Source organism: Pseudomonas sp. PH1b, assembly GCF_000633395.1.
GTDB lineage: Bacteria > Pseudomonadota > Gammaproteobacteria > Pseudomonadales > Pseudomonadaceae > Aquipseudomonas.
Genome location: NZ_AYMU01000011.1, coordinates 226,760 through 253,507 on the forward strand (window position 1 = coordinate 226,760; position 26,748 = coordinate 253,507).

The 26,748-nt window shown below is 68.0% G+C and carries 16 protein-coding genes; 12 read left to right on the forward strand and 4 right to left on the reverse strand.

Going from position 1 to position 26,748, the window contains the following annotated elements; translation table 11 throughout:
* Positions 1-263 precede the first annotated feature (263 nt).
* The 10 genes from U873_RS0119720 (at position 264) to U873_RS0119765 (ending at position 18,623) form a co-directional block, all read left to right on the forward strand.
* A complete protein-coding gene (locus U873_RS0119720; protein WP_025129880.1) occupies positions 264-1,931 on the forward strand; it encodes a (2,3-dihydroxybenzoyl)adenylate synthase in 1,668 nt (555 codons plus the stop codon).
* The gene (locus U873_RS0119725; protein WP_029978522.1) at positions 1,915-3,669 is read left to right on the forward strand and encodes an ABC transporter ATP-binding protein; all 1,755 of its coding nucleotides are present in this window, start codon (positions 1,915-1,917) and stop codon (positions 3,667-3,669) included. Before U873_RS0119720 ends, U873_RS0119725 begins: the two co-directional genes overlap by 17 nt.
* On the forward strand, positions 3,666-5,459 hold the full coding sequence (locus U873_RS0119730) for an ABC transporter ATP-binding protein (RefSeq protein WP_025129882.1): 1,794 nt from the start codon (positions 3,666-3,668) through the stop codon (positions 5,457-5,459). The genes U873_RS0119725 and U873_RS0119730 overlap by 4 nt, the downstream gene beginning before the upstream one ends.
* The gene (locus U873_RS0119735) at positions 5,452-8,922 is read left to right on the forward strand and encodes a non-ribosomal peptide synthetase (protein WP_025129883.1); all 3,471 of its coding nucleotides are present in this window, start codon (positions 5,452-5,454) and stop codon (positions 8,920-8,922) included. The genes U873_RS0119730 and U873_RS0119735 overlap by 8 nt, the downstream gene beginning before the upstream one ends.
* Entirely contained in the window at positions 8,919-14,342 is a 5,424-nt protein-coding gene (locus tag U873_RS0119740) for a non-ribosomal peptide synthetase (RefSeq protein WP_025129884.1), read from the forward strand. The genes U873_RS0119735 and U873_RS0119740 overlap by 4 nt, the downstream gene beginning before the upstream one ends.
* A complete protein-coding gene (locus U873_RS0119745) occupies positions 14,339-15,454 on the forward strand; it encodes a saccharopine dehydrogenase NADP-binding domain-containing protein (protein WP_029978523.1) in 1,116 nt (371 codons plus the stop codon). The genes U873_RS0119740 and U873_RS0119745 overlap by 4 nt, the downstream gene beginning before the upstream one ends.
* Entirely contained in the window at positions 15,451-16,230 is a 780-nt protein-coding gene (locus U873_RS0119750) for a thioesterase II family protein (protein WP_025129886.1), read from the forward strand. The genes U873_RS0119745 and U873_RS0119750 overlap by 4 nt, the downstream gene beginning before the upstream one ends.
* A gap of 24 nt (positions 16,231-16,254) precedes the next feature.
* Positions 16,255-16,578: an isochorismate lyase gene (locus tag U873_RS0119755; protein WP_025129887.1), complete on the forward strand. Its 324-nt coding sequence runs from the start codon at positions 16,255-16,257 to the stop codon at positions 16,576-16,578.
* A complete protein-coding gene (locus U873_RS0119760; protein ID WP_025129888.1) occupies positions 16,571-18,004 on the forward strand; it encodes an isochorismate synthase in 1,434 nt (477 codons plus the stop codon). Before U873_RS0119755 ends, U873_RS0119760 begins: the two co-directional genes overlap by 8 nt.
* A gap of 175 nt (positions 18,005-18,179) precedes the next feature.
* Positions 18,180-18,623: an Imm30 family immunity protein gene (locus U873_RS0119765; protein ID WP_025129889.1), complete on the forward strand. Its 444-nt coding sequence runs from the start codon at positions 18,180-18,182 to the stop codon at positions 18,621-18,623.
* A gap of 560 nt (positions 18,624-19,183) precedes the next feature.
* On the opposite strand, the gene U873_RS0119770 is transcribed toward U873_RS0119765, so the two are convergent.
* The 4 genes from U873_RS0119770 to U873_RS0119785 all read right to left on the reverse strand — a co-directional run bounded on the left by U873_RS0119770 (position 19,184) and on the right by U873_RS0119785 (position 24,296).
* Entirely contained in the window at positions 19,184-20,125 is a 942-nt protein-coding gene (locus tag U873_RS0119770; RefSeq protein WP_025129890.1) for an alpha/beta hydrolase, read from the reverse strand.
* Between the two features lie 167 nt (positions 20,126-20,292).
* Complete coding sequence (locus U873_RS0119775; RefSeq protein ID WP_025129891.1) at positions 20,293-22,698, reverse strand: TonB-dependent siderophore receptor; 2,406 nt, start codon at positions 22,696-22,698, stop codon at positions 20,293-20,295.
* A 108-nt stretch (positions 22,699-22,806) separates the two neighbouring features.
* Entirely contained in the window at positions 22,807-23,790 is a 984-nt protein-coding gene (locus U873_RS0119780; RefSeq protein WP_025129892.1) for a DUF4880 domain-containing protein, read from the reverse strand.
* Positions 23,787-24,296, reverse strand: a complete 510-nt coding sequence (locus tag U873_RS0119785; RefSeq protein WP_025129893.1) for a sigma-70 family RNA polymerase sigma factor — start codon at positions 24,294-24,296, stop codon at positions 23,787-23,789. Before U873_RS0119785 ends, U873_RS0119780 begins: the two co-directional genes overlap by 4 nt.
* A gap of 180 nt (positions 24,297-24,476) precedes the next feature.
* On the opposite strand from U873_RS0119785, the gene U873_RS0119790 reads away from it, so the two are divergent.
* Both U873_RS0119790 and U873_RS0119795 read left to right on the forward strand, forming a co-directional pair.
* The gene (locus U873_RS0119790; RefSeq protein WP_025129894.1) at positions 24,477-25,436 is read left to right on the forward strand and encodes a bifunctional helix-turn-helix transcriptional regulator/GNAT family N-acetyltransferase; all 960 of its coding nucleotides are present in this window, start codon (positions 24,477-24,479) and stop codon (positions 25,434-25,436) included.
* Between the two features lie 130 nt (positions 25,437-25,566).
* The gene (locus U873_RS0119795) at positions 25,567-26,574 is read left to right on the forward strand and encodes an NAD(P)-dependent alcohol dehydrogenase (RefSeq protein ID WP_025129895.1); all 1,008 of its coding nucleotides are present in this window, start codon (positions 25,567-25,569) and stop codon (positions 26,572-26,574) included.
* The last annotated feature ends 174 nt before the right edge of the window (positions 26,575-26,748 follow it).

Consider the following 26,748-nt stretch of genomic DNA (forward strand, 5'->3'; position numbering starts at 1 on the left):
CGGCGGTGCGCCGCGCAATCAAAAGAAAAAGCCGCGCAAACGAATGTCCTGCCGATTGCCGGGTCCTGGAAATTGCCTATTAATAATCACTCTCATTTCCAGGCATGGCAGCCCTCCATGGATGAACCCGCCCGCAACACCCGCGCCGGACCCTCGGCGACCCTTCGTACCCGCCGCCGCTAACGGCGTTTCCCAGCACTTTCCAGGGGCCTGATGGTTCAGGCCCGCGGCCGCTTTTTGCTTAAAGAAATTCAGGAGACAGCATGTCCACTTTCGATGATCAGCAGGATTGCCCCGCTTGGCCCGAGGCGTTCGCCGAGCGCTATCGCCAGGCCGGCTACTGGCGCGACGAGACCTTTGGTGACTTGTTGCGCGACGCCGCCCAGGCCTTTGCCGAGCGCGAAGCGCTGACCGATGGCGAGCTGCGCCTGAGCTACCGGCAGCTGGACCAGGGGGTCGATCGGCTGGCGGCCGGCCTCTACCGCCTGGGGCTGCGGGCCGGTGACAACGTGGTGCTGCAACTGCCCAACCGCGCGGCTTTCGTCGAGGCCTGCTTTGCCCTGTACCGCCTCGGGGTGCGGCCGATCTTCGCCTTGCCGGCCCATCGGCACCTGGAGATCGGCCGCTTCTGCGAGTTCGCCCAGGCCCGCGCCTACCTGTGCGCCGATCAGGAAGGCGGTTTCGATTTCCGCTCCCTGGCCCGCCAGATCCAGGCCGGCCAGCCGCACCTGGAGTGGGTGATAGTGGCCGGCGAGGCCGAGGAGTTCACTGCCCTGGAGGACCTTTACATTGAGCCCGCCGCGCAGCCGTTGCCAGCCCCCAGCGCCGATGCCGTGGCCTGCTTCCAGCTCTCCGGAGGCTCCACCGGGATTCCCAAGCTGATCCCGCGGCGGCACCAGGAATACCTCTACAACCTGCGGGCCAGTGTCGAGCGCTGCGGCCTCTCCGACAGCAGCGTGTACCTCGCAGTGCTGCCGATGGCCCACAACTTTCCCATGTGCTGCCCGGGTTTCATCGGCACCTTGTCGGTGGGCGGCCGGGTGGTGCTGAGCGGCTCGCCAAACCCGCAGGTGTGCTTCGATCTGATCGAGCGCGAGGCGGTGACCCATACCGCCCTGGTGCCGCCCCTGGCCCTGGTCTGGATGGAAGCGGCCCAGGCCCGTGGCCGCGGCCTGCCCCAGTTGCAACTGCTGCAGGTGGGCGGCGCCAAGCTCAGCTTCGAGGCGGCGCGGCGCATCGAGCCGGTGCTTGGCTGCCGGTTGCAGCAGGTGTTTGGCATGGCCGAAGGGCTGATCTGCTACACCGACCCGCAGGACCTGCCCGAGCGGGTGCTGCAGACCCAGGGGCGGCCGTTGTCGCCGGCCGATGAAATCCTCGTGGTGGACGAGCAGGAGCGGCCGGTGGCGCCGGGGCAGGTGGGGCAATTGCTGACCCGTGGTCCCTACACCATCCGCGGTTACTACCGTTACCCCGAGCACAATGCCCAGGCCTTCACCGCCGACGGTTTCTACCGCACCGGCGACCGGGTACTGCTCACCGCCGATGGCTACCTGATGGTCGAGGGGCGGGACAAGGACCTGATCAATCGCGGGGGGGAAAAGATCGCCGCCGAAGAAGTGGAGAACCTGCTGCTCAGCCACCCGGCGGTGGCCGACGTGGCGTTGGTGGCGATGCCCGATGCCTTCCTGGGCGAGCGTACCTGTGCCTTTGTCATTGCCCGCGGCACCGCGCCCCGCGCCCCGGAACTGTTGCGCCACTTGCGGACCCAGGGCCTGGCCGCGTTCAAGCTGCCGGACCGCTTCGAGTTCATCCCGGCGTTTCCCCAGACCGGGGTCGGCAAGGTCAGCCGCAAGCACCTGCGTGAAGCGATCCAGGCCCGCTACTTCGGGGCCCAGGCCGACTCGCTGGAGGGGAATGCTGCCCGTGGCTGAACGACAAGGACTCTCCAGCCTCTTGCACCCGGTGCGCGGGCGCCTGCTGGCGGCGATGCTGCTCCAGGCCCTGGCGGCCCTGGTGGGCTTGCTGCCGTTCATTGCCGTGGCGGAACTGGCGCCGCTGCTGCTGGCCGGCGAGCTGGATTCAAGGGGCGCGCGGTTCTGGCTGCTGGCCGGCGCCGCGGCCTTGCTCCTGCGCCTGCTGGGGCTGGCGGCGGCGTTGCAGATCACCCACCTGGCGGACAGCGACCTGCAGCGCCAACTGCGCCAGCGCATTGCCGAGCACCTGGCGCGGGTGCCCCTGGCCTGGTTCGGCCAGCAGCGGGAAACCGCCGAGCGGGTACTGCTCGACGATGTCGCTGCCTTGCACCAACTGGTGGCCCACTTGCCCAACAACCTGGTGGCCGCGCTGGTGGTGCCCCTGGCCAGCCTGGTCTACCTGCTGACGGTGAATGTGCCCATGACCCTGGTGGTGCTGGTGCCGCCGCTGGTGGCCCTGTGGCGCTTGCGGGTCATGCGCACGGCGGCCTACCGTGGCGAACGCCAGCGCCTGGGCGCTGCCCTGGGCGAGCTGTCCACGGCCACCCTGAACTTTGTCCAGAGCATCGCCATGGTCAAGTCCTTCGGCCGGGTGGAGCGGGTGCAGAACGATTTTTTCGGCGCGGTGCAAGGCTTCGGGCGGTTCTTCTCGCAGTGGGTCGAGCGCTGGGCCGGCCTGGGCGCCAGCGTCGAGGTGCTGCTGTCGCCCCTGCTGGTGCTGGCCCTGGTGCTGGTGGCCGGAGTGCCGTTGCTGGCCTGGGGCGGGCTGCAGCCGGCGCAGCTGCTGCCATTCGCCTTGCTGGGCCCGGCCCTGGCGGCGCCGGTGGCGGCCCTGGGGCACGGCGCCGACTCCCTGGTGCAGGGGCGGATGGCGGCGCAGCGGATCCGCCAGGTGCTGGACACCGAGCTGCTGGCGCAGCCGTCCTTTTCCCGGCAGCCCGAAGGCCATCAAGTGACCTTCGATGCCGTGGATTTCAGTTACCCCGATGGCACCCAGGTGCTGCGGGGCATCGACCTGCAGTTGCAACCCGGCACCCTGACCGCCCTGGTGGGGGATTCGGGGGCCGGCAAATCGACCCTGGCCACCCTGCTGGCGCGCTTTGCCGATGTCAGCGGCGGGGCCATCCGTATCGGCGGCGTCGACCTGCGGGACATGGACAGCGCGACCCTGTATCGCCAGGTGGCCTTTGTCTTCCAGGAGGTGCGCCTGCTGCGCAGCAGCGTCCTCGACAACCTGCGCCTGGGTCGGCCTGAGGCCAGCCTTGCCGAGGTCGAGGAGGCGGCCCGGGCGGCGCAGATCCATGAGCGCATCAGCGCCTTGCCCGAGGGTTATCACAGCCTGTTGGGCGCCGGGCTGCAGCTGTCCGGTGGGGAAGTGCAGCGCCTGGGCATTGCCCGGGCGATGCTCAGTCAGGCGCCGATCCTGGTGCTCGATGAAGCCACGGCCGCCAGCGATCCCCATTCTGAAGCGGCGATCCAGCAGGCGCTGTCGCGCCTGGCGGCAGGGCGCACGGTGCTGGTGATCGCCCACCGCTTGAGCAGTATCCAGGACGCCGAACAGATTGCCGTGTTGCAGGGCGGGCAACTGGTGGAGTGCGGCCGGCACCAGGCCCTGCTGGCACAGAAGGGGGTGTATGCCGGGCTATGGGCGGCGGAGCAGTTCAGCGCCACCGGGCTGACGAGGGCTGACTCATGATCCGCGCCCTGTTGAGCAGCCTGCAGCCGCGGGAAGCCGGCCTGCTGCGCCGAGCCCTGGCGGCCACGGCCTTGAGCGCCCTGGTCCAGGGCGCCGCGCTGGCGCTGTTGCCCATGGCCTTTGCCGCGCTATTCGAGGCGGCCTCGGGCAGTGCCTCCTGGCGTTGGGCCGCGACCTTTGCCGCCCTGGCGGCGCTGTGCCTGGGGCTGCGTCGCTACGCCCAACTGGCCGGCTACCGGGCCGGCGCCGCCGCTGCGCAATCACTCAACCTGCGCATCGGCCAGCAGTTGGTGCGCCTGCCACTGGAGTGGTTTGTCGAGCGGCGCAGTGCCGAACTCAACCGTCTGGTGACCCACACCGTGCTGCAGATCATGAGCGCCCCGGCGCACCTGCTGCAGCCCATGGCCAATGCCTTGCTGACGCCCCTGGCGTTGCTGCTGGCACTGTTTTTCTATGACCGTTCCATGGCCCTGGCGGCATTGGCCAGCGTGCCGTTGCTGTGGCTGTTGTATCACTGGGGCGTGCGCTGGGGCGGCCAGGCCGAGCGCTTGAGCGAGGCTGCGGCCAACGAGGCGGCGGCGCGGGTTCTGGAGTTCCTGCGCCAGCAGCCACTGCTGCGTGCCAGCGGCCGCAACGGTGAAGGTTTCAGCCTGCTCACCGAGGCCTTGCAGCAACAGCGCCAGGCTCAGCGTCGGGCCCACTGGCGGACCTTTCCGGCGGCCCTGGGGCTGGCGGTGGTGCTCCAGGCCAGCTACACCGCCGTGCTCCTGTGCGGCCTGTACGCGGTGCTTGGCGGCAGTCTCGGCGCCGTGCAGTACCTGGCCCTGGCGGTACTTGCCACCTGCCTGGTGGAACCCATGGGCGCGCTGGTCAACCTGGGCACCACCTTGCGCCAGACCCACCACGGCCTCAACCGCCTGCGCCAGTTGCTGCAACTGCCAGCACTGGCAGAGCCGAACCAGCCCCAGGAGCCTGAAGGGCATCGACTTGAAGTCCGCGACCTGGGCCTGGTCCGCCAGGGCCAGGCGGTTCTGCAGGGCATCAACTTCACCCTGGAGCCGGGCTCGCTGAACCTGCTGGTGGGGCCCTCGGGCTCCGGCAAGTCGAGCCTGCTGCGCTTGCTTGCGCGCTTCAGCGATCCCGACTGCGGCGCCATCCTGTTGGGCGGTGTCGACCTGCGCCAGTTGTCTGGCGAATGCCGGGATGCCGCCATTGCCCTGATGTTCCAGGACTGCCCGCCACTGGCCGCCAGCCTGCTGGACAACCTGCGGCTGGGGCTTCCTGAAGCCAGCGACGCGCAGTTGATGGAGGCCGCTCGCGCCACCGGCCTCGACCGTCTGGCCGAGCGCCTGCCCCAGGGCTGGCAAACCCGGGTGGGCGAGGGCGGTGTCAGCCTGTCCGGTGGTGAGCGCCAGTGCCTGGCCCTGGCCCGAGTGCTGCTCAAGGACGCCACGCTGGTGCTGCTGGACGAACCCACCGCGGCCCTCGATGCCATCAGCGAGGCCCGGGTCAACCGCAGCCTGCTGGCCCTGGCGCGCAAGCACACGGTGCTGCTGGTGACCCACAAGCCGACCCTGGCCCCGAGCGCCGGGCAGATCCTCCTGCTGGACCAGGGGCGCCTGGCCCAATGCGGCAACCATGCACAACTGATGGCGACCCCGGGCCGCTACCGCGAGCTGTTCCACGAGCGTGAGGCGATCAATCGCTGGCGCTTGCGCCAACCCTCAGCCGTTGCTCCTTCTTCTGTACCTCCCTATTCCCTATCCGAAAGGACCGTCCACCATGACTGATCACCCAGCACTGGCACGCGCTCATCCCGCGCACGCCGGCCTGAGTCATTCCCCCCAAGGACTTTGCGAAGGCATTGCACGCCTGCTCGGCTATGCCGCCGAGGACCTGGAAGCCGAGACCTCGCTGATCGAGCAGGGCCTCGATTCGGTGAGCATCATGCGCCTGCCGGCCCTGCTCGCCGCCGAAGGCGTGACCCTGGGTTTTGCCGAACTGATCCGACAGCCAACCCTGCAGGCCTGGTGGGCGCTGATAGAGGCCCGGCGCGCCAGCTCGGCCCCGCGCCTGCAGGCCGTGGCCGGCCCCGCCCCGAGCGCCGACTTCGGCCTGACGCCGCTGCAGCAGGCCTACTGGTTCGGCCGTGACCCGGGCATGCCCCTGGGCGGTGTCGGCTGCCACCTGTACCAGGAACTGGACGGCCAGGATCTGGATCCCCTGCACCTGGAACAGGCCCTGCGTCGCCTGTGCCAGCGCCACCCGATGCTGCGGGCCTGCTTCATCAGCGACACCTGCCAGCGCATCCTGCCCCAGAGCCCGTGGCCCGGGCTGACCGTGCATGACCTGCGCCAGGCCTCCTGCGTGGCCACCGCCGAGGCCCTGGACGTGATCCGCGAGCGGCTGTCCCAGCGCTGCCTGGAGGTGACCCGCGGGGAAGTCTTCGATGTGCAATTGAGCCTGCTGCCCGAAGGTCGCACGCGTCTGCACTTGAACATCGACCTGCTGGTGGCCGACGTCCTCAGCATCGGCATCCTGCTGCGCGACCTGGCGCTGATCCACGCCGGCCAGGAGCAGCAGTTGCCCGCTCTGGACTGGGATTTCGCCCATTACCTGCAGGCCGAGCAAGCGCTGCGTGCACCGCAGCTGGCGGCGGCCAAGGACTACTGGCTGCCACGCCTGGAGGCCTTGCCGGACGGCCCGCAACTGCCTCTTGCTGAGGACCCGCAAAGCCTTGGCACCCCGCGGTTCCGGCGCCTGGCCATGCGCCTTGACCGGGGCCAGCTGCAGGCCCTGGAAGACCGCGCCCGGGGCCACGGCCTGACCCTGGCCAGCGTGCTGGCTTGCGCCTATGCCCAGGTGCTTGGGCGCTGGAGCGCCAGTCAGCATTTCCTGCTCAACGTGCCGTTGTTCAATCGTCAGGAACTGCACCCCTGCGTGCCCCACCTGCTGGCGGATTTTTCCAACCTGGTGCTGCTGGAAGTGGACCTGCGCCAGCCGGCGGACTTCTGCCAGCAAGCCCTGGCCCTGCAGGCCCGCCTGCACCAGGACATCGCCCACAGTGCCTGGCCCGGGGTCGAGGTGCTGCGCGAGCGGGCGCGCCTGCATCAGGGCACGGGCCAGGGCGCGCCGGTGGTGTTCGCCTGCAACCTGGGCCCGGCGTTCGTCGACGAGACCTGCCGCCAGCAGTTGGGCGAACCGGGCTGGGCCCTGTCGCAAACCCCCCAGGTGTGGCTGGATCACCAGAGCTATCCAATGGCCGATGGCCTGCTGTTGAACTGGGATGCAGTGGATGCACTGTTCCCCGCGGGCCTGCTGGAGTCGATGTTCGACGCCTATCGCCAACTGCTGCTGTGGCTGTGCGCCAACGACTGGCAGCAGCCGGCGCCACTGCCCTTGCCCGCGAGCCAGCAGCAGGTGCGCCAGGCGGTCAACCACACCGCCCATGCCTCAAGCGCGGCGCTGTTGCACCAGGGCTTTTTCCAGCAGGCCCGGCAGCAGCCCGAGCGGCTGGCGCTGATCTGCGACCAGGGCAACCTGAGTTACGCCGAGCTGGCCCGCGAAGCCCTGCAACTGGCCGGGGCCCTGCTGGACTGGGGCGTGCAAGCCGGTGACGCCGTGGCGATCACCCTGCCCAAGGGCCGCGAGCAGGTGATCGCGGTGCTGGGGATTCTCGCCGCCGGTGCGGTCTATGTGCCGGTCGGGGTGGAACAGCCGCCTGCGCGTCGCGACCTGATCTATCAACGAGCCGGCGCCCGGCTGGTGATCACCGACGCGGCCCGCCGTGACGGCGGGGTGTGGCTCGCCGAACTGCAGGTGGTGACCCTGGCCCATGCCCGGGCCGCGACTGCCCTGAGCCAGCCGCTGGCGGTGGCGCCGAGCGCCCTGGCCTATGTGATCTTCACCTCTGGCACCACCGGCGAGCCCAAGGGCGTGGAACTCTGCCACGGCGCCGCGATGAACACCGTCGAGGCGATCAACCGGCGCTATCGGGTCGGCGCCGAGGACCGGGTACTGGCCGTCTCGGCCCTGGATTTCGACCTTTCGGTGTATGACCTGTTCGGCCTCTTGAGCGTCGGCGGCGCCCTGGTGCTGCCCGCCGATGAATGCCGCAAGGAGCCCCAGGAATGGCTGCGGCTGATCCGCGAACAGCAGGTGACCCTGTGGAATTCGGTGCCGGCGCTGCTGGACATGCTGACCCTGCAAGTACGCGATGACGCCGGGCTCGGGGCATTGCGCCTGGCCATGGTTTCCGGCGACTGGGTCGGGCTCGATCTGCCGCGGCGCCTGCGCCAGGCCGGTGGCCGCTCGCTGACATTCGTGGCCCTGGGTGGGGCCACCGAGGCGGCCATCTGGTCGAACCTCCAGGAGGTCGAGGAGGTGCCCGGGCACTGGCGTTCGGTGCCCTATGGCCGGCCTCTGGAGAACCAGTGCTTCCGGGTGGTGGACAGCCAGGGCCGCGACTGCCCGGACTGGGTGCCCGGTGAATTGTGGATCGGCGGCGCCGGAGTGGCCGCCGGCTATCGCGGCCTGCCGGTCCTCAGCGCCCAGCGCTTTGTCCAGCACGACGGCGGGCGCTGGTACCGCACCGGCGACCAGGGCCGCTACTGGGCCGATGGCACCCTGGAGTTTCTCGGGCGCCTGGACCATCAGGTCAAGGTCCGCGGCTTTCGCATCGAGCTGGCGGAAATCGACCTGGCCCTGGAGCGCCACCCAGCGGTGAGCCGCGCCGTGAGCCTGATCCTGCCGGGCTCTGAAAGCCAGCTGGCAGTGGCGCTGGTGGGCCACGAGACCCTGCCCGACGCCAGCAGCCTGCGCCAATGGCTGGCCCAGCAACTGCCCGAACACATGCTGCCGGACAGTTGGCTGGCCCTGCCGGAGCTGCCCCTGAGCGCCAACGGCAAGGTCGACCGCGCGGCGCTGGTGTGGCTGCTGCAGGAACAGCGCCGGGGCATCCAGCCCCACAGCGAACAACCCCCGCAAGGCCCCTGGGAAGAGGCCGTGGCCGCGCTCTGGGAAGAACTGCTGGAGGTACCCCGGGTAGGGCGTCACCAGGGCTTCTTCGCCCTGGGCGGCAACAGCCTGCTGGCGGCCCGGCTGATCGAACGCATCGCCCGGCAGTTCCAGCTGGAACTGTCACTCAAGGATTTTTTCAACGCGGCCACCGTGGCCCTGCAGGGGCAGTTGCTTGCCTCGCGCCGGGAGCAGCGGCCCGTCAATCAGAACGCAATGGTGGAGGGCGTGCTATGACGCTGCAACAACTGCAACAGGACCTGCAACAACAGGGCGTGGAACTCTGGGAAGAACAGGGCCGCCTGCGCTATCGGGCCCCGGCCGGGGTCATGGACGAGGCGCGCCTGGCGCGATTGCGCGAACACAAGGACGCATTGCTGCAGGCCCTGCAGGTGGTGCAGATGCCGACCCTGGAAGCCGACCTGTCGGCCCTGGAAGAACCCTTCCCGCTGACCGATGTGCAGGCCGCCTACCTGCTGGGGCGTACCACCGCTTTCAGCTACGGTGGCGTGGCCTGCCACGGCTACCTCGAGTTCGCCCAGCAGGACCTCGACCCGGCGCGCCTGGAGCGCGCCTGGAACCAGTTGATCGCGCGCCACGAAATGCTGCGCGCGGTGGTGCTGGAGGAGGGCTACCAGCGCATCCTGCCCCAGGTCCCGCACTATGCGATCCCTTGCCATGACCTGCGCGACGATGACGGCAGCGCCTTGCAGGCCCTGCGCGAGCGCATGGAACTGCGCCGTGCCACGCCGCAGCAATGGCCGTTGATCGAACTGCGGGTCAGCCAGGGACGCGAGCAGTCGCGCCTGCACCTGTCGGTGGACCTGCTGGTGTGCGACTACCAGAGCGTGCGCATGTTGCTGGCCGAGTTGCAGCAGCTGTACCGCGGCGAAGCGCTGGCGGCGCCGGCGCAGATCAGCTTCCGCGATTACGTGCTGGGGGAGCGCCGCCTGCGCGAGCAACCGCGCTACCAGCGTGACCGGCAGTATTGGTGGGAGCGGGTCGATAGCCTGCCGGGGGCGCCGGAACTGCCGCTGCTGGGGGCGCCCAGCGGGCCGCGCTTCCAGCGCCGGGCCATGAGCCTGGAAGCTCGGGATTGCAACGCCCTGCGCCTGAACGCGGCGGCGGCCGGGGTCGGAGTGTCGGCGGCGATCCTTTCGGCTTATGCCGAGACCCTGGGGCGCTGGAGCCGGCGCGGGCATTTCTGCCTGAGCCTGACCCTGCTCAATCGCCTGTCCCTGCACCCCCAGGTGGACCGCCTGGTGGGCGACTTCAGCTCGGTGGAACTGCTGGAAGTGCAGACCCTGCAAGGTGGCAGTTTCGGCCAGCGCAGCCAGCAGCTGCAGGAGCAACTGTGGCAGGACATGGACCACCGGCTGTGCTCGGGCATCGAAGTGCTGCGCGAACTGGCGCGGCGCAAGGGCCAGGACGCGGCGCTGATGCCCTATGCCTTCACCAGCACCCTGGGGGCCGGTGGCGAAAGCGGCGGCGGGGCCTTCATGCCCGGCGCCGAGCTGGTGTTCGGCATCAGCCAGACGCCCCAGGTACTGATCGACTGCCAGGTCAGCGAACGGGACAACGGCCTGGCGATCAACTGGGACATTCGCGAAGGGGTGTTCAGCGAGGCGTTGCTCGACGACCTGTTCGACACCTTCGAGCGCCTGCTCAAGCGCCTGTCCCGCGAGCCCTCGGCCTGGACCCTGGACGACTGCCTGGAGTTGCCGGCGGCCCAGCGCCTGCAGCGCGAACTGGTGAACCAGACCGCACAACCCCTGCCCAGCGGATTGCTGCACCAGCCGTTCTGGCAGCAGGCCGCCGCCACGCCAGAGCGCGTGGCGTTGATCCAGGGCGCCGGGCAACTGAGCTACGGCGAGTTGGCCGCGCGTGCCGAAGCCGTGGCCGAAGCCCTGCTGGACGCCGGCTGCCAGCCCGGTGAACGGGTCGCGGTGTGCATGGACAAAGGCCTGGAACAGGTGATTGCGGTGCTCGGCATCCTGCGGGCCGGCGCCGCCTACCTGCCCCTGGACACCAACCAGCCCGAGGCCCGGCGCGCGCTGATCCTCGACAACGCCGAGGTCGGCCGGGTACTCAGCCAGTCCTGGCTCAGCGACCGCCTGAGCTGGCCGGCGCGGGTCACGCAAGTGATTGCCCTCGACCAGGGGCCAGCTGCGCCCCAGCGTCGATTGCCAGAGCTGGACATCGACCCGCAGCAACTGGCCTACGTGATCTACACCTCGGGTTCCACCGGCATTCCCAAGGGCGTGATGATCAGCCACCAGGCGGCGCTCAACACCATCGTCGACATCAACCAGCGTTTTGCCATCGGGGCCGATGACCGAGTGCTGGCCCTGGCGAGCCTGGGCTTCGACCTGTCGGTGTACGACATTTTCGGCCTGCTGGCGGTGGGCGGTGCCCTGGTGCTGCCGGACCCGCAACGCCGCGCCGACCCGTCGCACTGGGCCGAGTGCGCCCGCGAACACGGGGTGACCCTGTGGAACTCGGTGCCGGCGCAGTTGCAGATGCTCACCCACTACCTGCAGGCGGTGCCCGCGGCGGCCCCGACCTCGTTGCGCCTGGCGCTGCTGTCGGGGGACTGGATTGCCCTGAACCTGCCGGCCGAAGCCGCGCGCTGCCTGCCGGGCCTGTGCCTGGTCAGCTTGGGCGGTGCCACCGAAGCGGCGATCTGGTCGATCTACTACCCGATCCAGCAGGTCAACCCCACGTGGCGCAGCATTCCCTACGGCAGGCCCTTGGCCAACCAGCGCTTCATGGTCCTCGACGAGCAGGGCCGCGACCGCCCGCAAGGGGTGGCCGGCGAGCTGTACATCGCCGGGGATGGCCTGGCCCTGGGGTACCTGGGGGATGAGGAAAAAACCGCCGAGCGTTTCGTCGATCACCCACGCAGTGGCGAGCGCCTGTACCGCACCGGTGACCTGGGTCGCTACCTGGAGGACGGTCTGATCGAGTTCCTCGGTCGCGAGGATTTCCAGGTCAAGGTGCGCGGTCACCGGATTGAACTGGCGGAAGTGGAAAGCGCGCTGCTCAGCCACCCCCTGGTGGAATCCGCGGTGGTGGTGGCGGCAGGCGAGGGCGCCTTCGACCGGCGTCTGCAAGCCTGCCTGCGGGCCAGCCTGCGGGAGCTGCCGCTGCCTTGGCCGGCGCAGTTGGAGAGCCTGACCCAAGCCGCGGCGCAGGCGGTACGCGGGGATTTGAGCGACGCGCAGGTGAGCGAGATGTCGGCCTGCGTCGAGCGTGCTGCCTTGCTGTCCATGGGCCTGGCCCTGCAGCGTCCGGGGCTGTTCGAACAGCCGGGGCAGGCCCATGGGCTGGAGCAGATCCTGGAGCTGTGTGCAGTTGCCCCGCGCAACCAACGGCTGATTCGCCGCTGGCTGCAGGCTCTGGCCCGGGAGGGGCTGGTGCACCACGATCGGGACAGCGGCGGCTATTCGGACCTGCGGGTCGAGCGCGAGCAATACCAGCAGTTGTGGCAGCGCATCGACACCCTGGAAGCCAGCGTCGGCTGGGGCGCCGAGGTGCTGCGTTACCTGCGCGAAAGCCAGGAGCAACTGCCGGCGCTGATGAGCGATCAACTCGATCCGCTGCACCTGCTGTTCCCCCAGGGGCGCACAGACACGGCCGAGGGCGCGTACCGCAAGAACCTCATCAGCCAGTACCTGAACCAGGCGGTGTGCGCCGCGGTGCAGGAGATCATCCGCCAGCGTCCGGCCGGCCAGCGCCTGCGCTTGCTGGAAATCGGCGCCGGGGTCGGCGGCACCAGTGCCGACCTGATCCCGGCCCTGGACGGGCTGGCGGTGGACTACCAGTTCACCGACCTGTCGCAGTTCTTCCTCAATGAAGCCCGGGAGCATTTCGCCGCTTATCCCTGGGTCAGCTACGGCCTGTTCGACCTCAACCAGGACCATTGGGCCCAGGGCGTGGCCGCCAACTCCCTGGACGTGATCCTCTGCGCCAACGTGCTGCACAACTCGCGGCATGCCAGCCGGGTGCTGGCGCGGCTGCGGGAAATGCTCGCCCCGGGAGGCTGGTTGATCTTCATCGAGGCCACCCGCGACACCTACCAGATCATGGCCTCCATGGAGTTCAAGGAAGGCCTGAACACCTTCGAGGACTTTCGCGCCGAGCTGGACACCACCTTCATCCGCCGCGAGCAGTGGCAGCAGTTGCTGCTGGAAGCCGGGGGCGAGACGCCGCTGTGCCTGCCCAAGGCCGACGATGCGATGTCGGAGATCGGCCAGCACCTGTTCATCACTCGCTTCAAGAGCGAGCGCCAGACCCTGGCGCCCGATGCCCTGCGCGCACACCTGGGGCAGCGCCTGCCGGACTACATGATCCCGGCGGACTGGCAGATCCTCGACGAAATGCCCCTGACCGCCAACGGCAAGGTCGATCGCCAGGCCCTGGCGCGCATCGGCAGTGCCGGGCCCGAGCAGCAGGTGAACAGCGGCGCCGCGCCGCGGGATGATCTGGAGCGCAGCATCGCCCAGGTCTGGCAGAGCCTGTTGCGGGTGCCGACGGTAGGCCGCGAGCAGAGCTTCTTCGAGCTGGGTGGCGACTCGCTGCTGGTGGCGCAAGTGGTGGGCCGCCTGCGCGAGGCCTTGCCCCAGGCCCGTGATTTGCCCTGGAGCGACCTGCTGCGCCAGTTGATCAACCAGCCGACCGTGGCGGCCCTGGCCGACTACCTGCGGGGCCAAGGGGTGCAAGCCGATTCGCCGCTGGTGCGGATCAGCGACAAGGCCCAGGGGCCGACGCGGATCTTCGTCCATGACGGCAGTGGCACCCTGGCGCCGTACCGGGCGCTGTTCGCCGCCCTGGGCGAAGAGGCGCCCCTGGAAGGCCTGGTGCTCAATGATGTCTCGGGCTACCTGGCCCTGGAACCGGCCACCGCGATTCGCCAATTGGCCGAGCGTTATGCCGACACCCTGCAGGCCGAAGGCCGGCGCCAGGTGAGCATCGTCGGCTACTGCCTGGGCGGGCTGCTGGCCACCGAACTGGCGGCGTGCCTGGCGGCGCGGTGCATCGAGGTGCTGCAGTTGAGCGTGATCAGCAGCTACCGGGTGCCGTTCATGATCGAGGACGACCTGCTGGCCGAGTACGTGTTCGCCCGGGTGATGCAGGCCGACCCGCTGGCCCTGGGTTACCCCGCGGACGAGCAGGCCATGGAACGCTGCATTGCCCGGGTATTGGCCCAGACGCCGGGGCGGGTGCCCCAGGGTTCCTTGCTGGCCTTGAGCGACGACCCGCAGTGCGCGCCGGCCCTGGCCAGCCTGCGGCGCCTGGCGGCCAAGACCCCGGAGCAGCGTCTGCAGGCGGTGGCCGAGGCCATGCGGCACGCGGGCTCGCAGCTCAGCGACCCGGCCTGGCTGCAGGAACAGTTGCAGGTATTGCGCCATAGCCTGGCGGCGGTGGCGCTGCATGAGGCTACCCCCTACCAGGGCGACATGCTGTTCATCCGCCAGAGCGGCGAGGTCCAGGTGCTGCCGGGCATGCACCGCGACATGAGTGCCTATTGGCAGGCCCTGTGCCTGGGCGAGCTGCGGGTGGTGGACGTGCCGGGGGACCACTTCAGTTGCATGCAGAGTCCCCAGGTGGAAGCCGTGGCCCGGGCCTTCGATGCCCCCACCGAGGTGGCGGCATGAAGGGCGCGATGATCGGCTTGCTCGGAGCCTACGGCAGTGTCGGCCGGCAGGTGGCCTTGCTGCTGGCCGACAGCGGCCGCCTGCGCCTGGGGGGGCGCGATGCCCGGCAGGCCGAGCAGCTCAATCAGCAGCTTCAGGGCCGGGCGCAGGTGCGCGCCGTGGACCTGTGGGACGAGCAGAGCCTCGCGGCGTTCTGCGACGGTTGCCAGTTGGTCATCAATTGCGCCGGGCCCAGCTATCGGATTCTCGACCGGGTGGCCCAGGCCGCGCTGGCGGCTGGCGCCGACTACCTGGATGTGGGGGGCGACGATCCGCTGCATGAGCGCTTGCAGGGCAAGCTCCCGGCCGGGCGCCGGGTGCTGCTGTCGGCGGGCATGCTGCCGGGGCTGTCGGGGCTGTTTCCCCAGGTGCTGGCGAGCGGCTTCCAGGAAGTGCGGCGGATGCATTGCTACGCCGGCGGCCTGGGACGGCTGTCGGCGACCGCGGCCGAGGATTTTCTGCTGAGCCTGGACAACGGCTTTGGCCAGGCCCAGTTCGGTTGGTCCGCGGGGCGTCCGCAGCGGTTGGCCAGCAGTGCCGCGCAACCTCTGCAGCGTGACTGGCTGCCCGGCGCCGCGGTGCAGGCGGTGCCCTACCTGAGCACCGAGCAGCAGCGGCTGTTCGCGGGCCTTCAGGTCGCCAGCGGGCAGGGCTTCAACCTGTTCGAAGGCGGCCAGCTGGCGGCGGCCCTGCAACGCATCCAGGGCTCCGATCCGCAGACCCGGCACAGCCCGCAGAACATTGCCGCGCTAGTCCAGGCCAGTGCCCTGGATGTGGCCGGGCGCACCCCGTACCAGGTGCTGGCGGTGGACATCGAAGGCCTGCGCGATGGGCGCGAACAGCACGCCAGCGCCTGGCTGCGGGCCAGCGACGGCTCGCGCCTGACCGGCAGCGTCGCGGCCTACTGCGCCTTGCACTGGGCGCACCTGCCCGAGGGCCTGCATTACGCCGCCCAGGTGCTGGATGCCGCGGCCTGCCTTGCGCAACTGCGTCGCTGGTTGCCGGACACCCGGATCAGCCTGCCCCTGGCAGCGCCTGCGTACCCGGCCGATGTTGAGGAGGGAGTGTTGTGAGAAAGGCTCCCAGTGCCTGGTTGCGCCGATACCTGCAACCGCAACCGCCCCGTTGCCGGCTGGTGTGTTTTCCCCATGCCGGGGGCAGCGCCGGCTTCTTCAATGACTGGCGCGGCCTGTTACCGGCGGACATCGAGCTGATCAGCGTGCAGTACCCGGGGCGTGAAGAACGCCTCGACGAAACCTGGCCCGGCAGCCTGGAGTGGATGGCCGGCACCATCACCCGGGCCCTGTCCGACCTGGTGGACCGGCCGCTGGTGCTGTTCGGCCACAGCCTGGGTGCGGCCCTGGCCTTCGAGGTGGCCGCGCGCCTGCAGCAGCAGGGCTCGGCGCCCCAGCGGCTGATCGTGTCGGCGCACCCGGCGCCCCATCGCCAGCGTCACAGCGCGCTGCACCTGGGGCCGGATGCCGGGCTGCTGGAGGACGTGCGGCGCTTGTCCGACGGTGCGCCGTCACCCCTGGACGACCCCGCCTTGCGCGAGCTGTACCTGCCGGCGCTGCGTAACGACTATCGGCTGATCGAGTCCTACCGCGGTGATATCAGCCGTGCCCTGGACCTGCCCCTGAGCGTGTGCCTGGGGGCGCGTGACCCTGAGGTCGACCCGGACGAAGCCTATGCCTGGGCCGAGACCAGCGCCCAGGTCACGGATTTCCAGTCCTTTCCCGGTGGCCACTTCTACCTGCGCGACCAGCAGGCCGAACTGCTCAGGCACCTGACCCGCCTGCTGGCCGGCCACGGCGAGCCGGCGTGGCAGGCCTGGCCTTCGACTCCCTGAATTTCCACTTTGGCAGACATCGACATGAAAACACCCGAGCAATGCAGCGACCTGCACGACATCCGCTGCGGTATCGACGCCATGGATGAGCAGATCATCCAGGCCCTGGGCCGGCGCCTGGCCTACGTCAAGGCCGCGGCGCAGTTCAAACCCACAGAGCAGAGCATCGCCGCCCCGGAACGGGTCGCCGCCATGCTGCCACTGCGTCAGCAATGGGCCGAACAGGCGGGGCTGGACCCGCTGTTCGTGGTGCCGCTGTTCGCCCAGATCATCCACTGGAACATTGCCCAGCAAGTGCGCCACTGGCGGCGCCAGCACGGGCTGGAGCAAGGAGCTCAAGATGAGTGAATCCTGCCTGTCCGGGCTGACCCGGGCCCTGCGCAAGGGCGAATCCCTGGCCCGGCGCCGGGGCCGGGCGGTGCTGGTGGTGTACAGCCTGGCCGCCGAGCGCCTGGACCCGTTGCGGTTGTTTGCCGCCAACCGCCAGGTGCTAGGCCAGAGCCTGTTCTGGTCCAGTGACCAGGGCGCCCTGGCCCTGGCCGGGTTCGGCTGCACCGAAGAAATCAGCCCGCCGGCCGCCGAGCGTTTCGCCGCCTGCACCCAGGCCTGGCGCCAGTTGCTGGAACAGGCCCACCAGGTGGGGCCGAAGCGGGCGTACCTGTGTGGCGGTTTTGCCTTCGACCCCCAGGGCCCCGGCAGTGCCCAGTGGCAGTCGTTTGCCGCCACTTCCCTGGTGCTGCCACGGATCCTGTTGCTGCGCGAAGGTGAGCAGCAGCATTGGCTGTTCAGCCTGTGGGTCGAGCCTGGCGCCGATGTAGCCCAGAGTGCCGGCACCCTGGAAGCGGAATGGACGCTGTTGCACGCGCGCTACAGCCACGCCCCGGCGGCGCAGCTGCCCGCCGAGGCCAGGGCCGAGGACGATCCGCAGGCCGCCGGGCGCTGGCAGGACTGTGTTGCCCAAGCGATTGCACGGATCCAGGGTGGCGAGTTGAGCAAAGTGGTGCTGGCCCGGGAAGTCTGCCTGCGGGCGAGTCGCAGCATTCCCTGCGGGCCCTTGCTGGAGAATCTCCAGGTGGCCTATCCCCAGGCGTTCCTGTTCGCCTTCAGCCGCGGCGACAGCTGCTTCCTCGGCGCCACGCCGGAGCGCTTGGTCCGGGTGGCCCGGGGCACTCTCAACACCGTGGCCCTGGCCGGCACCTGCGCCCGCGGCCTGCATGAACAGCAGGACGTGGAACTGGGCCAGGCCCTGATGGACAGCGCCAAGGACCGCCACGAACACGCCCTGGTGGTGCAGACCCTGCGCGAGGCCCTGCAGCCGTACTGCGCCATGCTGGAGATTCCCCCGCAGCCGCAGCTGCACCGCCTGGCCCACGTCCAGCACCTGCTGACCCCGGTGCTCGGGCGCCTGCGGCCCCAGGTCGACCTGCTGCAAGTGGTCGATGCCCTGCACCCGACCCCGGCGGTGGGCGGCCTGCCACGAGCCAAGGCCCTGGACTACATCCGCGAGCACGAGCAACTGGATCGCGGTTGGTACGCCGCCCCGGTGGGCTGGCTGAATGCCGAGGGCGACGGCGAGTTCGCCGTGGCCCTGCGTTCGGCGCTGATTCGTGGCAACCAGGCGCACCTGTTCGCCGGCTGCGGCATCGTTGGCGAGTCGGACCCGCAGAGCGAATACCAGGAAACCTGCCTGAAATTACGCACCATTGGCGAAGCTTTGCGCCCGCCAGCAGCCGCGCCGAGCGTGGCCGCGAGCGGCGGACAGGGCGCCTTGTAGCCGCTGCCGCAGGCTCGCGGCGATGTTGAAGGCACCGAGGCCCCTTCGGTGCCTTGCGCAGCCTGCGGCAACGGCTACAGGGGGCGGTTTCGGGCGCGGCCCATGGCATTGGAAAAAACGCCGGTGTGGTCGTATCTTTGCGCCTCCCTTGATTCGACCACTCTGGCGAGCAGCGATGAAATCCGACGTGTTGATCAACACCCTGCTAAGGCTCGAAAACGCCTTCAACGATCCTGGCGAGAATCCTCTGCGGCGCATCGACGCCTGCATCGCCGAGGTGGCCCGGTTGGCCGACCCGGCCAGCATTGGCCCGCTGTTGTCGTTGCTCGACGATGAGGCGGAATATGACGAGGTGATGTTTTCGCTGATTCACGCCGCTGAGCATTTCGATCTTCCGGTGTATGTGCCGGCGTTGCTGGCGGCGCTGCCCGGCTTGCAGGAAAACAGCCCGAGGTGGGCGCAGATCCTTTTCACCCGGGTGCTCAACAGCGAGCCCGCGCGCCTGGAGATGGTCCGTGCCTTGCGCGAAGCGGTGCCAGCGGTCAAGGCGGCGGCCCTGGAATTGGCCGATTCGATTTGTAGGAGCCGGCTTGCCGGCGAACCGCGCAGCGGCCGGTGAGTGCGGTTCATGGCGAGGGAATGCGGTGTTCTTGCGGGCCCCTTCGCTGGCAAGCCAGCTCCTACGGCTGGCGCGATAGCGGCGTCGTCCTTGCCGGCGAACCGCGCAGCGGCCGGTGGGTGCGGTTCAAGGCGAAGGAATGCGGTGTTCTTGCGGGCCCCTTCGCTGGCAAGCCAGCTCCTACGGCTGAGCAAATGTGCACCCTGTAGGAGCCGGCTTGCCGGCGAACCGCGCAGCGGCCAGTGAGTGCGGTTCAAGGCGAAGGAATGCGGTGCTCTTGCGGGCCTCTTCGCTGGCAAGCCAGCTCCTACGGCTGGCGCGATATCGGCGTCGTCTTTGCCGGCGAATCGCGCAGCGGCCGGTGGGTGCGGTTCATGGCGAGGGAATGGGGTGTTCTTGCGGGCCTCTTCGCTGGCAAGCCAGCTCCTACGGCTGGCGCGATAGCGGCGTCGTCCTTGCCGGCGAACCGCGCAGCGGCCGGTGAGTGCGGTTCATGGCGAGGGAATGCGGTGTTCTTGCGGGCCCCTTCGCTGGCAAGCCAGCGCCTACACAGGTCCGCTTCAGCTGGTGGGGATGGCGCTGGGTGGCGGGCCGGCGAGGGTATGGCCGGGCTTGGCCCGCAGCAGGGCGTTGATGGCCTGGCCGTAGCCCTTGCCCGCCAGGCTCATGCTGTTGTTATGGGTGCCGCCGGGCACCAGCAGCAGTTTCTTCGGCTCTTGCGCCACCTTGAACAACTCCTTGCTCAGGCGCGCCGGTACGTAGTCGTCCTTCAGGCCATGGACCACCAGCAACGGCATGCCGATCTCGCCGATCTTGTCGATGGAATCGAACTTCTGCGACATCAGCCAGCGCACCGGCAGGGAGGTCTTGGTCACCGCCGCAGCGGCATCGGCCAGGGTGGTGAAGGTGGATTCGACGATCAGCCCGCGGGCGGCAATCGGTGTGTGCTCGCTGGCGGCCTGGCGACCCAGTTCGGCCGCCAGGTCGATGGCCACCGCGCCGCCCAGGGAGTGGCCGTAGATCAGGCGCTTGCTGGCGTCGGGTTGCAGTTCCTTGAACCGTTCCCAGGCGATGCGCGCGTCTGCGTACACGCTGCTTTCCGAGGGCAGGTCGCCGTGGCTCTGGCCAAAGCCGCGGTAGTCGATGGCCAGCACCGAGTAACCCAGGGCGTGCAGTTGCTCGATGCGAAACAGCTGGCCGGTAAGGTTCCAGCGCACTCCGTGCAGGTAGAGGATCGCCGGGGCATCGGCGCGTTGCGCCGGCCACCACCAGGCGTGGATGTTCTGCCCGGCCTTGAAGCTTTTCGGCTTGAGTTCGAACTCCTGCACCGTGCTCGGCAGGCCGCGGTACCAGCCGGCGGTGCCGGGCTCGATGCGAAACACCAGTTGGCGTTCCTGGTGTTCGAGTACCGCGCAGCTCACCGGCAGGCCGACCACTAGCGCGGCCATGCACAGCAGGGAAAACCAGCGACGGCGCAGGCGCTGGGACAGGGTTGGGGACATGGAAGGTTTCACCGCAGAACGATCAACAAGGAGTTTTATCAGAAGTGTACAGATGGCTGTAGTGATTTTGCTGCGATGGTCGCTGCAATGGGTTGTCCGATACCAGGTGGTGTCGGCGGTTCGACCCTGCCCGGGTGGGCAGGGTGCACGGATTGGGGGACTACGGCTTAGAAGTCCCAGCGAGTGGTCACCATCACATTACGTGGGTCACCGTAGTAGGCCGAGTCATAGAAACCGATGTTGGTGTAATACGACTTGTCGAACAGGTTGTTGACGTTCAGCGTCGCCGAGAGGTTGTCGGTGATCTGGTAGCGCGCCATCAGGTCCACCAGCCAGAACGGATCCTGGGAGAATTTTTCGTAACGGTCCTTGCCACGGTTGTACAGCGTTTGCCAGCCCTCGCCCTGCCAGCGGGCGCCACCGCCCAGGGTAAGTTTGTCGAGGCTGCCGCCGAGTTTGTAGCTGGTGTAGAAACTGAGCTGATCTTGCGGTTCCCAGGTGGCCACCTTCACCCCGTCGGCATCACGGCTGACCTTGTGGGTATAGCCGGCCTGCAATTGCCAGCCAGGACGCAGCTCACCGGAAATCTCCGCTTCGTAGCCCTTGGTCTTGGTCTTGGTGGCGATATAGGAGAAGTCGACCCCAGGATTGGAGTTGTAGATGGTGTCGGCGATTGGACGGTTTTCCTCGTGTACCTCGAAGTAGGCGAAGCTGGAGTTCAGGCGACCATCGAAGAACTCGCCTTTGAGCCCGATCTCGTAGTTTTTCCCTTCATTGGGTTCGAGCATCTTGCGCGTGCGGTCACGGTACTGGGTTTGCGGTTGGAAAATCTCGGTGTAGCTGGCGTAGGCGGAGAAATTGTCGTTGAGGTCGTAGACCAGGCCGGCATAGGGCACTACCTTGCCGCTCTCCTTGGTGTCGCTGGTACCGGTGACCTGGAAATTGGCGACGCGGGTGCCGAGCAGCAGCGACAGGTCGTCCATCAGGCTGAAGCGGCCGGTGATGTAGGTGCCGGTCTGGCGTGTGGTTTCATCGTTGATCTTGGTCGGCTGGTTCCACAGGGGCTCGATGGCTTCGCCGTGCCATTTGTAGAAGTCATAAGAGTTGTCGAAATAGGTGGCATCGGAATAGTCCTTGCCCTTCCATTCGGAGATCGACAGGGACTGGCCCACTACCAACTGGTGCTCTCGACCGAAGAGCTCGAAAGGTCCGGATGCATAGACGTCGAGGCTGTCACTGGTGGTTTCGCCAGTGTATTTGCGAGCGTAGATCGAACTGGTGGTAGCGGTGTCCTGGGAGATATAGCCCAAGGGCGCGTTATAGCCGTTGATCTGGTGGTTGTACTGGGCCTTGGCGACCCAGCCATTGTCGAAGTTGTGCTCCAGGCTAGCGAACACTGTACGGGTGTACTGTTCCCAACTGCTCCACTTCGGACCATTGTTGAACGAGCGAGACAGGTTCAGATAATTGCCGTCCGGGTCATAGACGGTACGTGTGCCGGTCCAGCTCGAGCCCTTCGGGTCGCTGTCCTGATAGTCGGCACCGAGGGTCAGCAGGGTGTCCGGTGACAGGTCGAATTCAAGGATGCCGTAGTAGACATCGGTCTTGCGCTGATAGTGATCAAGAAACGATTTCTTGTCTTGGTAGGCGGCCACCGCCCGGCCGCGGACGTTGCCGGAGTCGGTCAGCGGTCCGCTGACATCGATCTGGGTGCGGTAGTTGTCCCAGGAGCCGGCGCCGAGCTCGATGCTGCTCTTGAACTCGGATGTGGGCTTCTTGCGGATCAGGTTGATGGTGCCGCCAGGACCGCCGGCGCCGGTCAGCAGGCCGGTCGCGCCCTTGAGCACTTCGACACGGTCGTACAGGGCCATGTCGGTCATGGTCTGGCCGGCCGAATACTGGGCGTCGCGCAGGGTCGGGATGCCGTCGTACTGGAAGTTGACGATGGAGAAACCGCGGGAATAGTAGTTGGTGCGTTCGCTGTCGTAGGTGGATACGGTGATACCCGGCGTGTGGCGCATTACGTCGTCTATTGCAGTGAGGCCAAAGTCATCCATTACCTGGCGGGTCACCACCGAGATCGACTGCGGGGTTTCCCGCGGTGTCAGCACCAACCGGGTGGCGGTGGCGATGGTGCCCGGAGTGTAGGAGCCGCTGCCTTCGGTGACGGTGCCCAGCTGGTTGGTGGTGACCGTGGTTGCCCCCAACTCGACCCGTTCGCCGCCGCTGGCCTGGACCACCCGATACCCCGCGCCTTCGGCCACCGCTTGCAGGCCCAGGGGCGCCAGCAGGCGGCGCAGGCCTTCGCCAACGGCAAAGCGGCCGTTCAGGCCAGTGCTGCGCTTGCCGGCGCTGAGGCTGGCGTCGACCACGACCATGGCCCCGGATTGCTGGCCGAAGGCCCCCAGCACCTGGTCCAGGTTGCCTGGGGCGATGGTGTAGTCGTGCGGCTGGCTGTCAGTGGCTGCGGCGCCGGGTTCGGCGGCCAGCAGCGGCAGGCTGGCGCTGGCGATGGACAGGCCGATGATGACCGGGCGCAAGGCCGCGGCAAGGGGCGTAAGGCGAATGTGCATAAGGAAAATCCGTGGGTTGAGAAGGGTTGGCGCTGAGCTGTTTTCCAGCTTCTTCCCTGGTCTTGATGCACGAGATTGAAAAAACTGCCGCCGGTTTGAAAAAAAGATTCAGGCGGCTTCCACAGAGACCCAGTACCCCATCACCCGCCGGATACGAATCGGCAAGGCCTTGGCCAGCAGGTCGAGGCTGGCCTCCGGTTGATCCAGGGAAAACGAGCCGGAAACCCGCCACCCGGCGACTTCGGCGGCGCAGCGCAGCAGGCCTGGGCGATAGCGGTCGAGCTCGGCGAGCACTTCGCCCAAGGGCTTGCGGTCGGCAATCAGCAGGCCTTGGGTCCAGGCGCTGGCCGAGGCGGGCACGGGGGCCAGGGCGCCGATCCGTTGGTGAACGATATCCACTTGCTGGCCCGGGCCCAGGTCGCGCAGGGGAGCATGGGCGGTGCTGAGCGAACTGTTGCCGGCCAGCAGTTGCACCCGGGTGCCGTTGATGCCCGGCAAGCCGACGCTGAGGATCAGTTGCGAGCCTGGGGCCAGGTGGATGCGCCCATCGGCGGTGGCGATGGACAAGGGCGCGGCGTTGCCCAGGGTCAGCAGCAGGCGGCCGCTGTTGAGCCGCAGTTGCAGGCCCTGGGAGCTGTGCTGCTGGTCGAGGCTGGTGCGGGTGTCCAGTTGCAGGTTGGCGCCCGTGGCCAGTTGCAACTGGCGACGCTCGCCCGTGGCGGTGTGGTAGTCGCTGAACAGCTGCGGCAACAGGAGCCGTTCACGCACGCCCCAACTGCTGGCGGCCACCAGGCCCAGGCCGACCATGCCCTTGAGCAGGGTACGCCGTCCGGGGTGGCTGCGGGCCTGCAGCAGTTGCCGGGCGTGGGGGGCGGGCAGGCTGCGGGTGCTGTCACGCAGGCCCTGGCCGATGCCGGCCAGGCGCTGCCAGGCTCGTTCATGCTGCGGGTCGGCCTGGCGCCAGGCCAGGCAGGCGGCCTGCTGCTCGGGGCGGCAGAGGCCCGACTGCAACAGCACCAGCCATTCCAGGGCCTGGTCCAGCACCCGCTGTTCCACCGCGCCCTGATCGTCCACGGGCTGGAAGGCATTCATTGCGGGTACACCGCTGCATAACAATGGCGGTAGGCCTTGAGCATGGCTTTTTGCACCACGTTGATCGAGAGCAGCAGACGCTCGGCAATCTGCGGGTAGGTCAGGCCTTCGAGCTGGGACAGCAGAAATACTTCGCGTACCCGGGGGCCCAGGCCGTCCAGCACCTGGCCCACGGCGTCCAGGGCTTCGAGCACCAGCAGCCGGGTTTCCGGCGAGGGCTGGTGCTGCGGCTCCAGCTGCGCCAAGGATTCCAGGTACGCGCGCTCCAGGGCCTGGCGCCGGAAATACTGCCCGCACAGGCGGCTGGCCACGGTGTTGAGGTAGGCCCGGGGTTCGCGCAGCACGGGCAGTTGCTCGCTGCGCAGAAGGCGCACAAAGGTGTCCTGTGCCAGGTCCATGGCCTGGTCCTGGTTGCCGAGCTTGCGTCGCAACAGTTGCACCACCCAGTTGTGATGCTGGGCGTAGAGCTCGCCCACGGCGTGCTGTAGCGAAGGGTTGGGCACCATCGATAGGGGTTCCGAGGTCGAGGCGGGCGAAATGGGCGTTTATGGTAATGCTTCTCATTAGTGAGTGCTTGAATTTTTATCACGGCTGATGGGGCTTGTTGCCACCGCGGGAAGAAAATCCGGGTTGTCGGTTAATTGGTTGTAAGGTACAACTAATTAATCCACTGCGAGGTTTCTCCCATGTCGAGCCAATCCGCTTCCCTCATCCCTCGGTTGCGCCAGGCGTCCCGGGAGATGGTCCGTGAACTGGGCTTCATGCAGGCCACCCTGGCCGCCACTGACTACCCGCCCTCGGCGGTGCATGCGCTGCTGGAGATCGGCCAGGGCAATGCCTTGACCGCAAGTGACCTGGTGACCTTGCTCGGCCTGGAGAAATCCAGTGTCAGCCGCCTGGTGCGCAAACTGGTGGAGGCCGGCGAACTCAGCGAGCTGGCCCATGAGCAGGACGCCCGCTCGAAGCAGTTGCAACTCACTGCCCGGGGACGCCAGACCCTGCAGGGCATCGACCGTTTCGCCCAGTCCCAGGTGGCTGCGGCGCTCGGGCACTTGAGCCCGGCGCAGCAGTGCAACGCCTCTGCGGGGATCGCCGACTATGCCCGGGCACTGCGTGCGGTACGCCTGGGCCAGATCCCCGAGCAGCCCGAGTGCGGGTCCATCGCTTGCGGTTATCGGCCGGGGGTGATTGGCCGAATTGCCGAAATGCACGCCAGCTACTACGCCACCCGTGCCGGTTTCGGCCAGCCATTCGAAAGCCGCGTGGCGGCGGACATGGCCGAGCTGATGGGGCGCCTGGACAACCCGCGCAACCAGGTCTGGGTGGCACTGCAGGGTGAACGCATCGTTGGTTCCATCGCCATTGATGGGGAAGGCGCAGGCGGTGAGGCGATTCTGCGCTGCTTCATTCTCGATGCGGCTGCCCGCGGCCAGGGGCTGGGCCGGCGGCTGTTGGCCGAGGCCCTGGGCTTCTGCGACCAGTGGGGCTTTGTCGCCACCCGCCTGTGGACTTTCAAGGGCCTGGATGCGGCGCGCGCGTTGTATGAGGAACAGGGCTTTGTGCGGGTGCAGGAACAGGTGGGTGAGCAGTGGGGCGCGACGGTGATCGAGCAGTGTTATGTGCGAGCCGGGGTGGCAGGGCGTTGATTCGAGGCTGGCGATGGGCGGGTTGGCGCCTCTGCTGGGCGTTTGCAGCCAGGGGCCGTGGCTACAGATCGCCGCCATCGGTGTTAGGGTGAGGCCCCTGGAAGACTATCGATTTGTGGAGGAGCATCCCATGCAAGCCATCAAGCTCAGCCTGCCGGCATCCCTGGACAACCTGAAGTGCGTGGAGCTGCCCGATCCGGGCCAGCCTGGCAACGGGCAGATCCGCGTGCGACTGCATGCCTGCTCGTTGAACTTTCACGACTACGCCGTGGTGACGGGGGCGCTGCCCACCGCCGACGGGCGCATTCCCATGGCCGATGGCGCCGGGGTGGTGGAAGCGGTCGGTGAAGGCGTCAGCGAGTTCAAGGTCGGCGATGCAGTGGTGTCCTGCTTCTTTCCCCACTGGCACGACGGCGGCCCGGCGATTGCCGATTTCAGCACCACCCCTGGCGATGGCGTCGACGGTTACGCCCGGGAAGTGGTGATCCAGCCCAGCCACTGGTTCACCCATGCGCCCCAGGGCTACAGCCATGTCGAGGCGGCAACCCTGACCACCGCCGGGCTCACCGCCTGGCGGGCGCTGGTGGTGGACGGCGGGCTCAAGGCCGGCGATACGGTGCTGGTGCTGGGGACCGGCGGGGTGTCGATCTTCGCCCTGCAGATCGCCAAGGCCATGGGCGCCACGGTGATCGCCACGTCGTCCTCGGACGCCAAGCTGGCGCGGGTCCGTTCCCTGGGCGCCGACCACACCATCAACTACCGCCAGCAGCCGGAGTGGGGCAATGAAGTGCTCAAGCTCACCGGCGGACGCGGGGTCGACCATGTGGTGGAAGTCGGTGGCCCGGGCACCTTGGCGCAATCCATCAACGCCTGCCGGATCGGCGGGCATATCGCCCTGATCGGTGTGCTCACCGGTTGGGCCGGGCCGGTGCCCACCGCCGCGCTGATGGCCAAGCAGCAACGCCTGCAGGGCCTGATCGTCGGCAGCCGCCAGCAACAGAAGGAGATGATCCGGGCGCTGGAGGCCACCGCCATCAAGCCGATCATCGACAGCACCTTCCCCTTGAGCGAGATCGCCAAGGCCTTCGCCCATGAAGCCAGCGGGGCGCACCTGGGCAAGATCTGCCTGAGCTTCTAAAGGGCTGCACGGCCCTCTGCGGCCAGGCATTCCTGGCTTGCGCCTCCGGGCCGCCCTGCAAGGGGGCGGCTCGGTTCAACCCGGGCTGTTACCGCGCTACTTTTTCGCTCTCCGAGGGCGCGCCGTGACTCATTCGGTAGCACGGAGGGCGCGTTGTTCCGGGCCTTGATCGGC

What these genes read in the sequence shown, in the direction of transcription:
- U873_RS0119730 (WP_025129882.1), top strand. Translation starts at nt 3,666, where the DNA reads ATGATCCGCGCCCTGTTGAGCAGCCTGCAGCCGCGGGAAGCCGGCCTG.
- U873_RS0119765 (WP_025129889.1), top strand. Translation starts at nt 18,180, where the DNA reads ATGAAATCCGACGTGTTGATCAACACCCTGCTAAGGCTCGAAAACGCC.
- U873_RS0119740 (WP_025129884.1), top strand. Translation starts at nt 8,919, where the DNA reads ATGACGCTGCAACAACTGCAACAGGACCTGCAACAACAGGGCGTGGAA.
- U873_RS0119755 (WP_025129887.1), top strand. Translation starts at nt 16,255, where the DNA reads ATGAAAACACCCGAGCAATGCAGCGACCTGCACGACATCCGCTGCGGT.
- U873_RS0119775 (WP_025129891.1), bottom strand. Translation starts at nt 22,698, where the DNA reads ATGCACATTCGCCTTACGCCCCTTGCCGCGGCCTTGCGCCCGGTCATC.
- U873_RS0119735 (WP_025129883.1), top strand. Translation starts at nt 5,452, where the DNA reads ATGACTGATCACCCAGCACTGGCACGCGCTCATCCCGCGCACGCCGGC.
- U873_RS0119725 (WP_029978522.1), top strand. Translation starts at nt 1,915, where the DNA reads ATGCTGCCCGTGGCTGAACGACAAGGACTCTCCAGCCTCTTGCACCCG.
- U873_RS0119785 (WP_025129893.1), bottom strand. Translation starts at nt 24,296, where the DNA reads ATGGTGCCCAACCCTTCGCTACAGCACGCCGTGGGCGAGCTCTACGCC.
- U873_RS0119745 (WP_029978523.1), top strand. Translation starts at nt 14,339, where the DNA reads ATGAAGGGCGCGATGATCGGCTTGCTCGGAGCCTACGGCAGTGTCGGC.
- U873_RS0119720 (WP_025129880.1), top strand. Translation starts at nt 264, where the DNA reads ATGTCCACTTTCGATGATCAGCAGGATTGCCCCGCTTGGCCCGAGGCG.
- U873_RS0119795 (WP_025129895.1), top strand. Translation starts at nt 25,567, where the DNA reads ATGCAAGCCATCAAGCTCAGCCTGCCGGCATCCCTGGACAACCTGAAG.
- U873_RS0119760 (WP_025129888.1), top strand. Translation starts at nt 16,571, where the DNA reads ATGAGTGAATCCTGCCTGTCCGGGCTGACCCGGGCCCTGCGCAAGGGC.
- U873_RS0119780 (WP_025129892.1), bottom strand. Translation starts at nt 23,790, where the DNA reads ATGAATGCCTTCCAGCCCGTGGACGATCAGGGCGCGGTGGAACAGCGG.
- U873_RS0119790 (WP_025129894.1), top strand. Translation starts at nt 24,477, where the DNA reads ATGTCGAGCCAATCCGCTTCCCTCATCCCTCGGTTGCGCCAGGCGTCC.
- U873_RS0119770 (WP_025129890.1), bottom strand. Translation starts at nt 20,125, where the DNA reads ATGTCCCCAACCCTGTCCCAGCGCCTGCGCCGTCGCTGGTTTTCCCTG.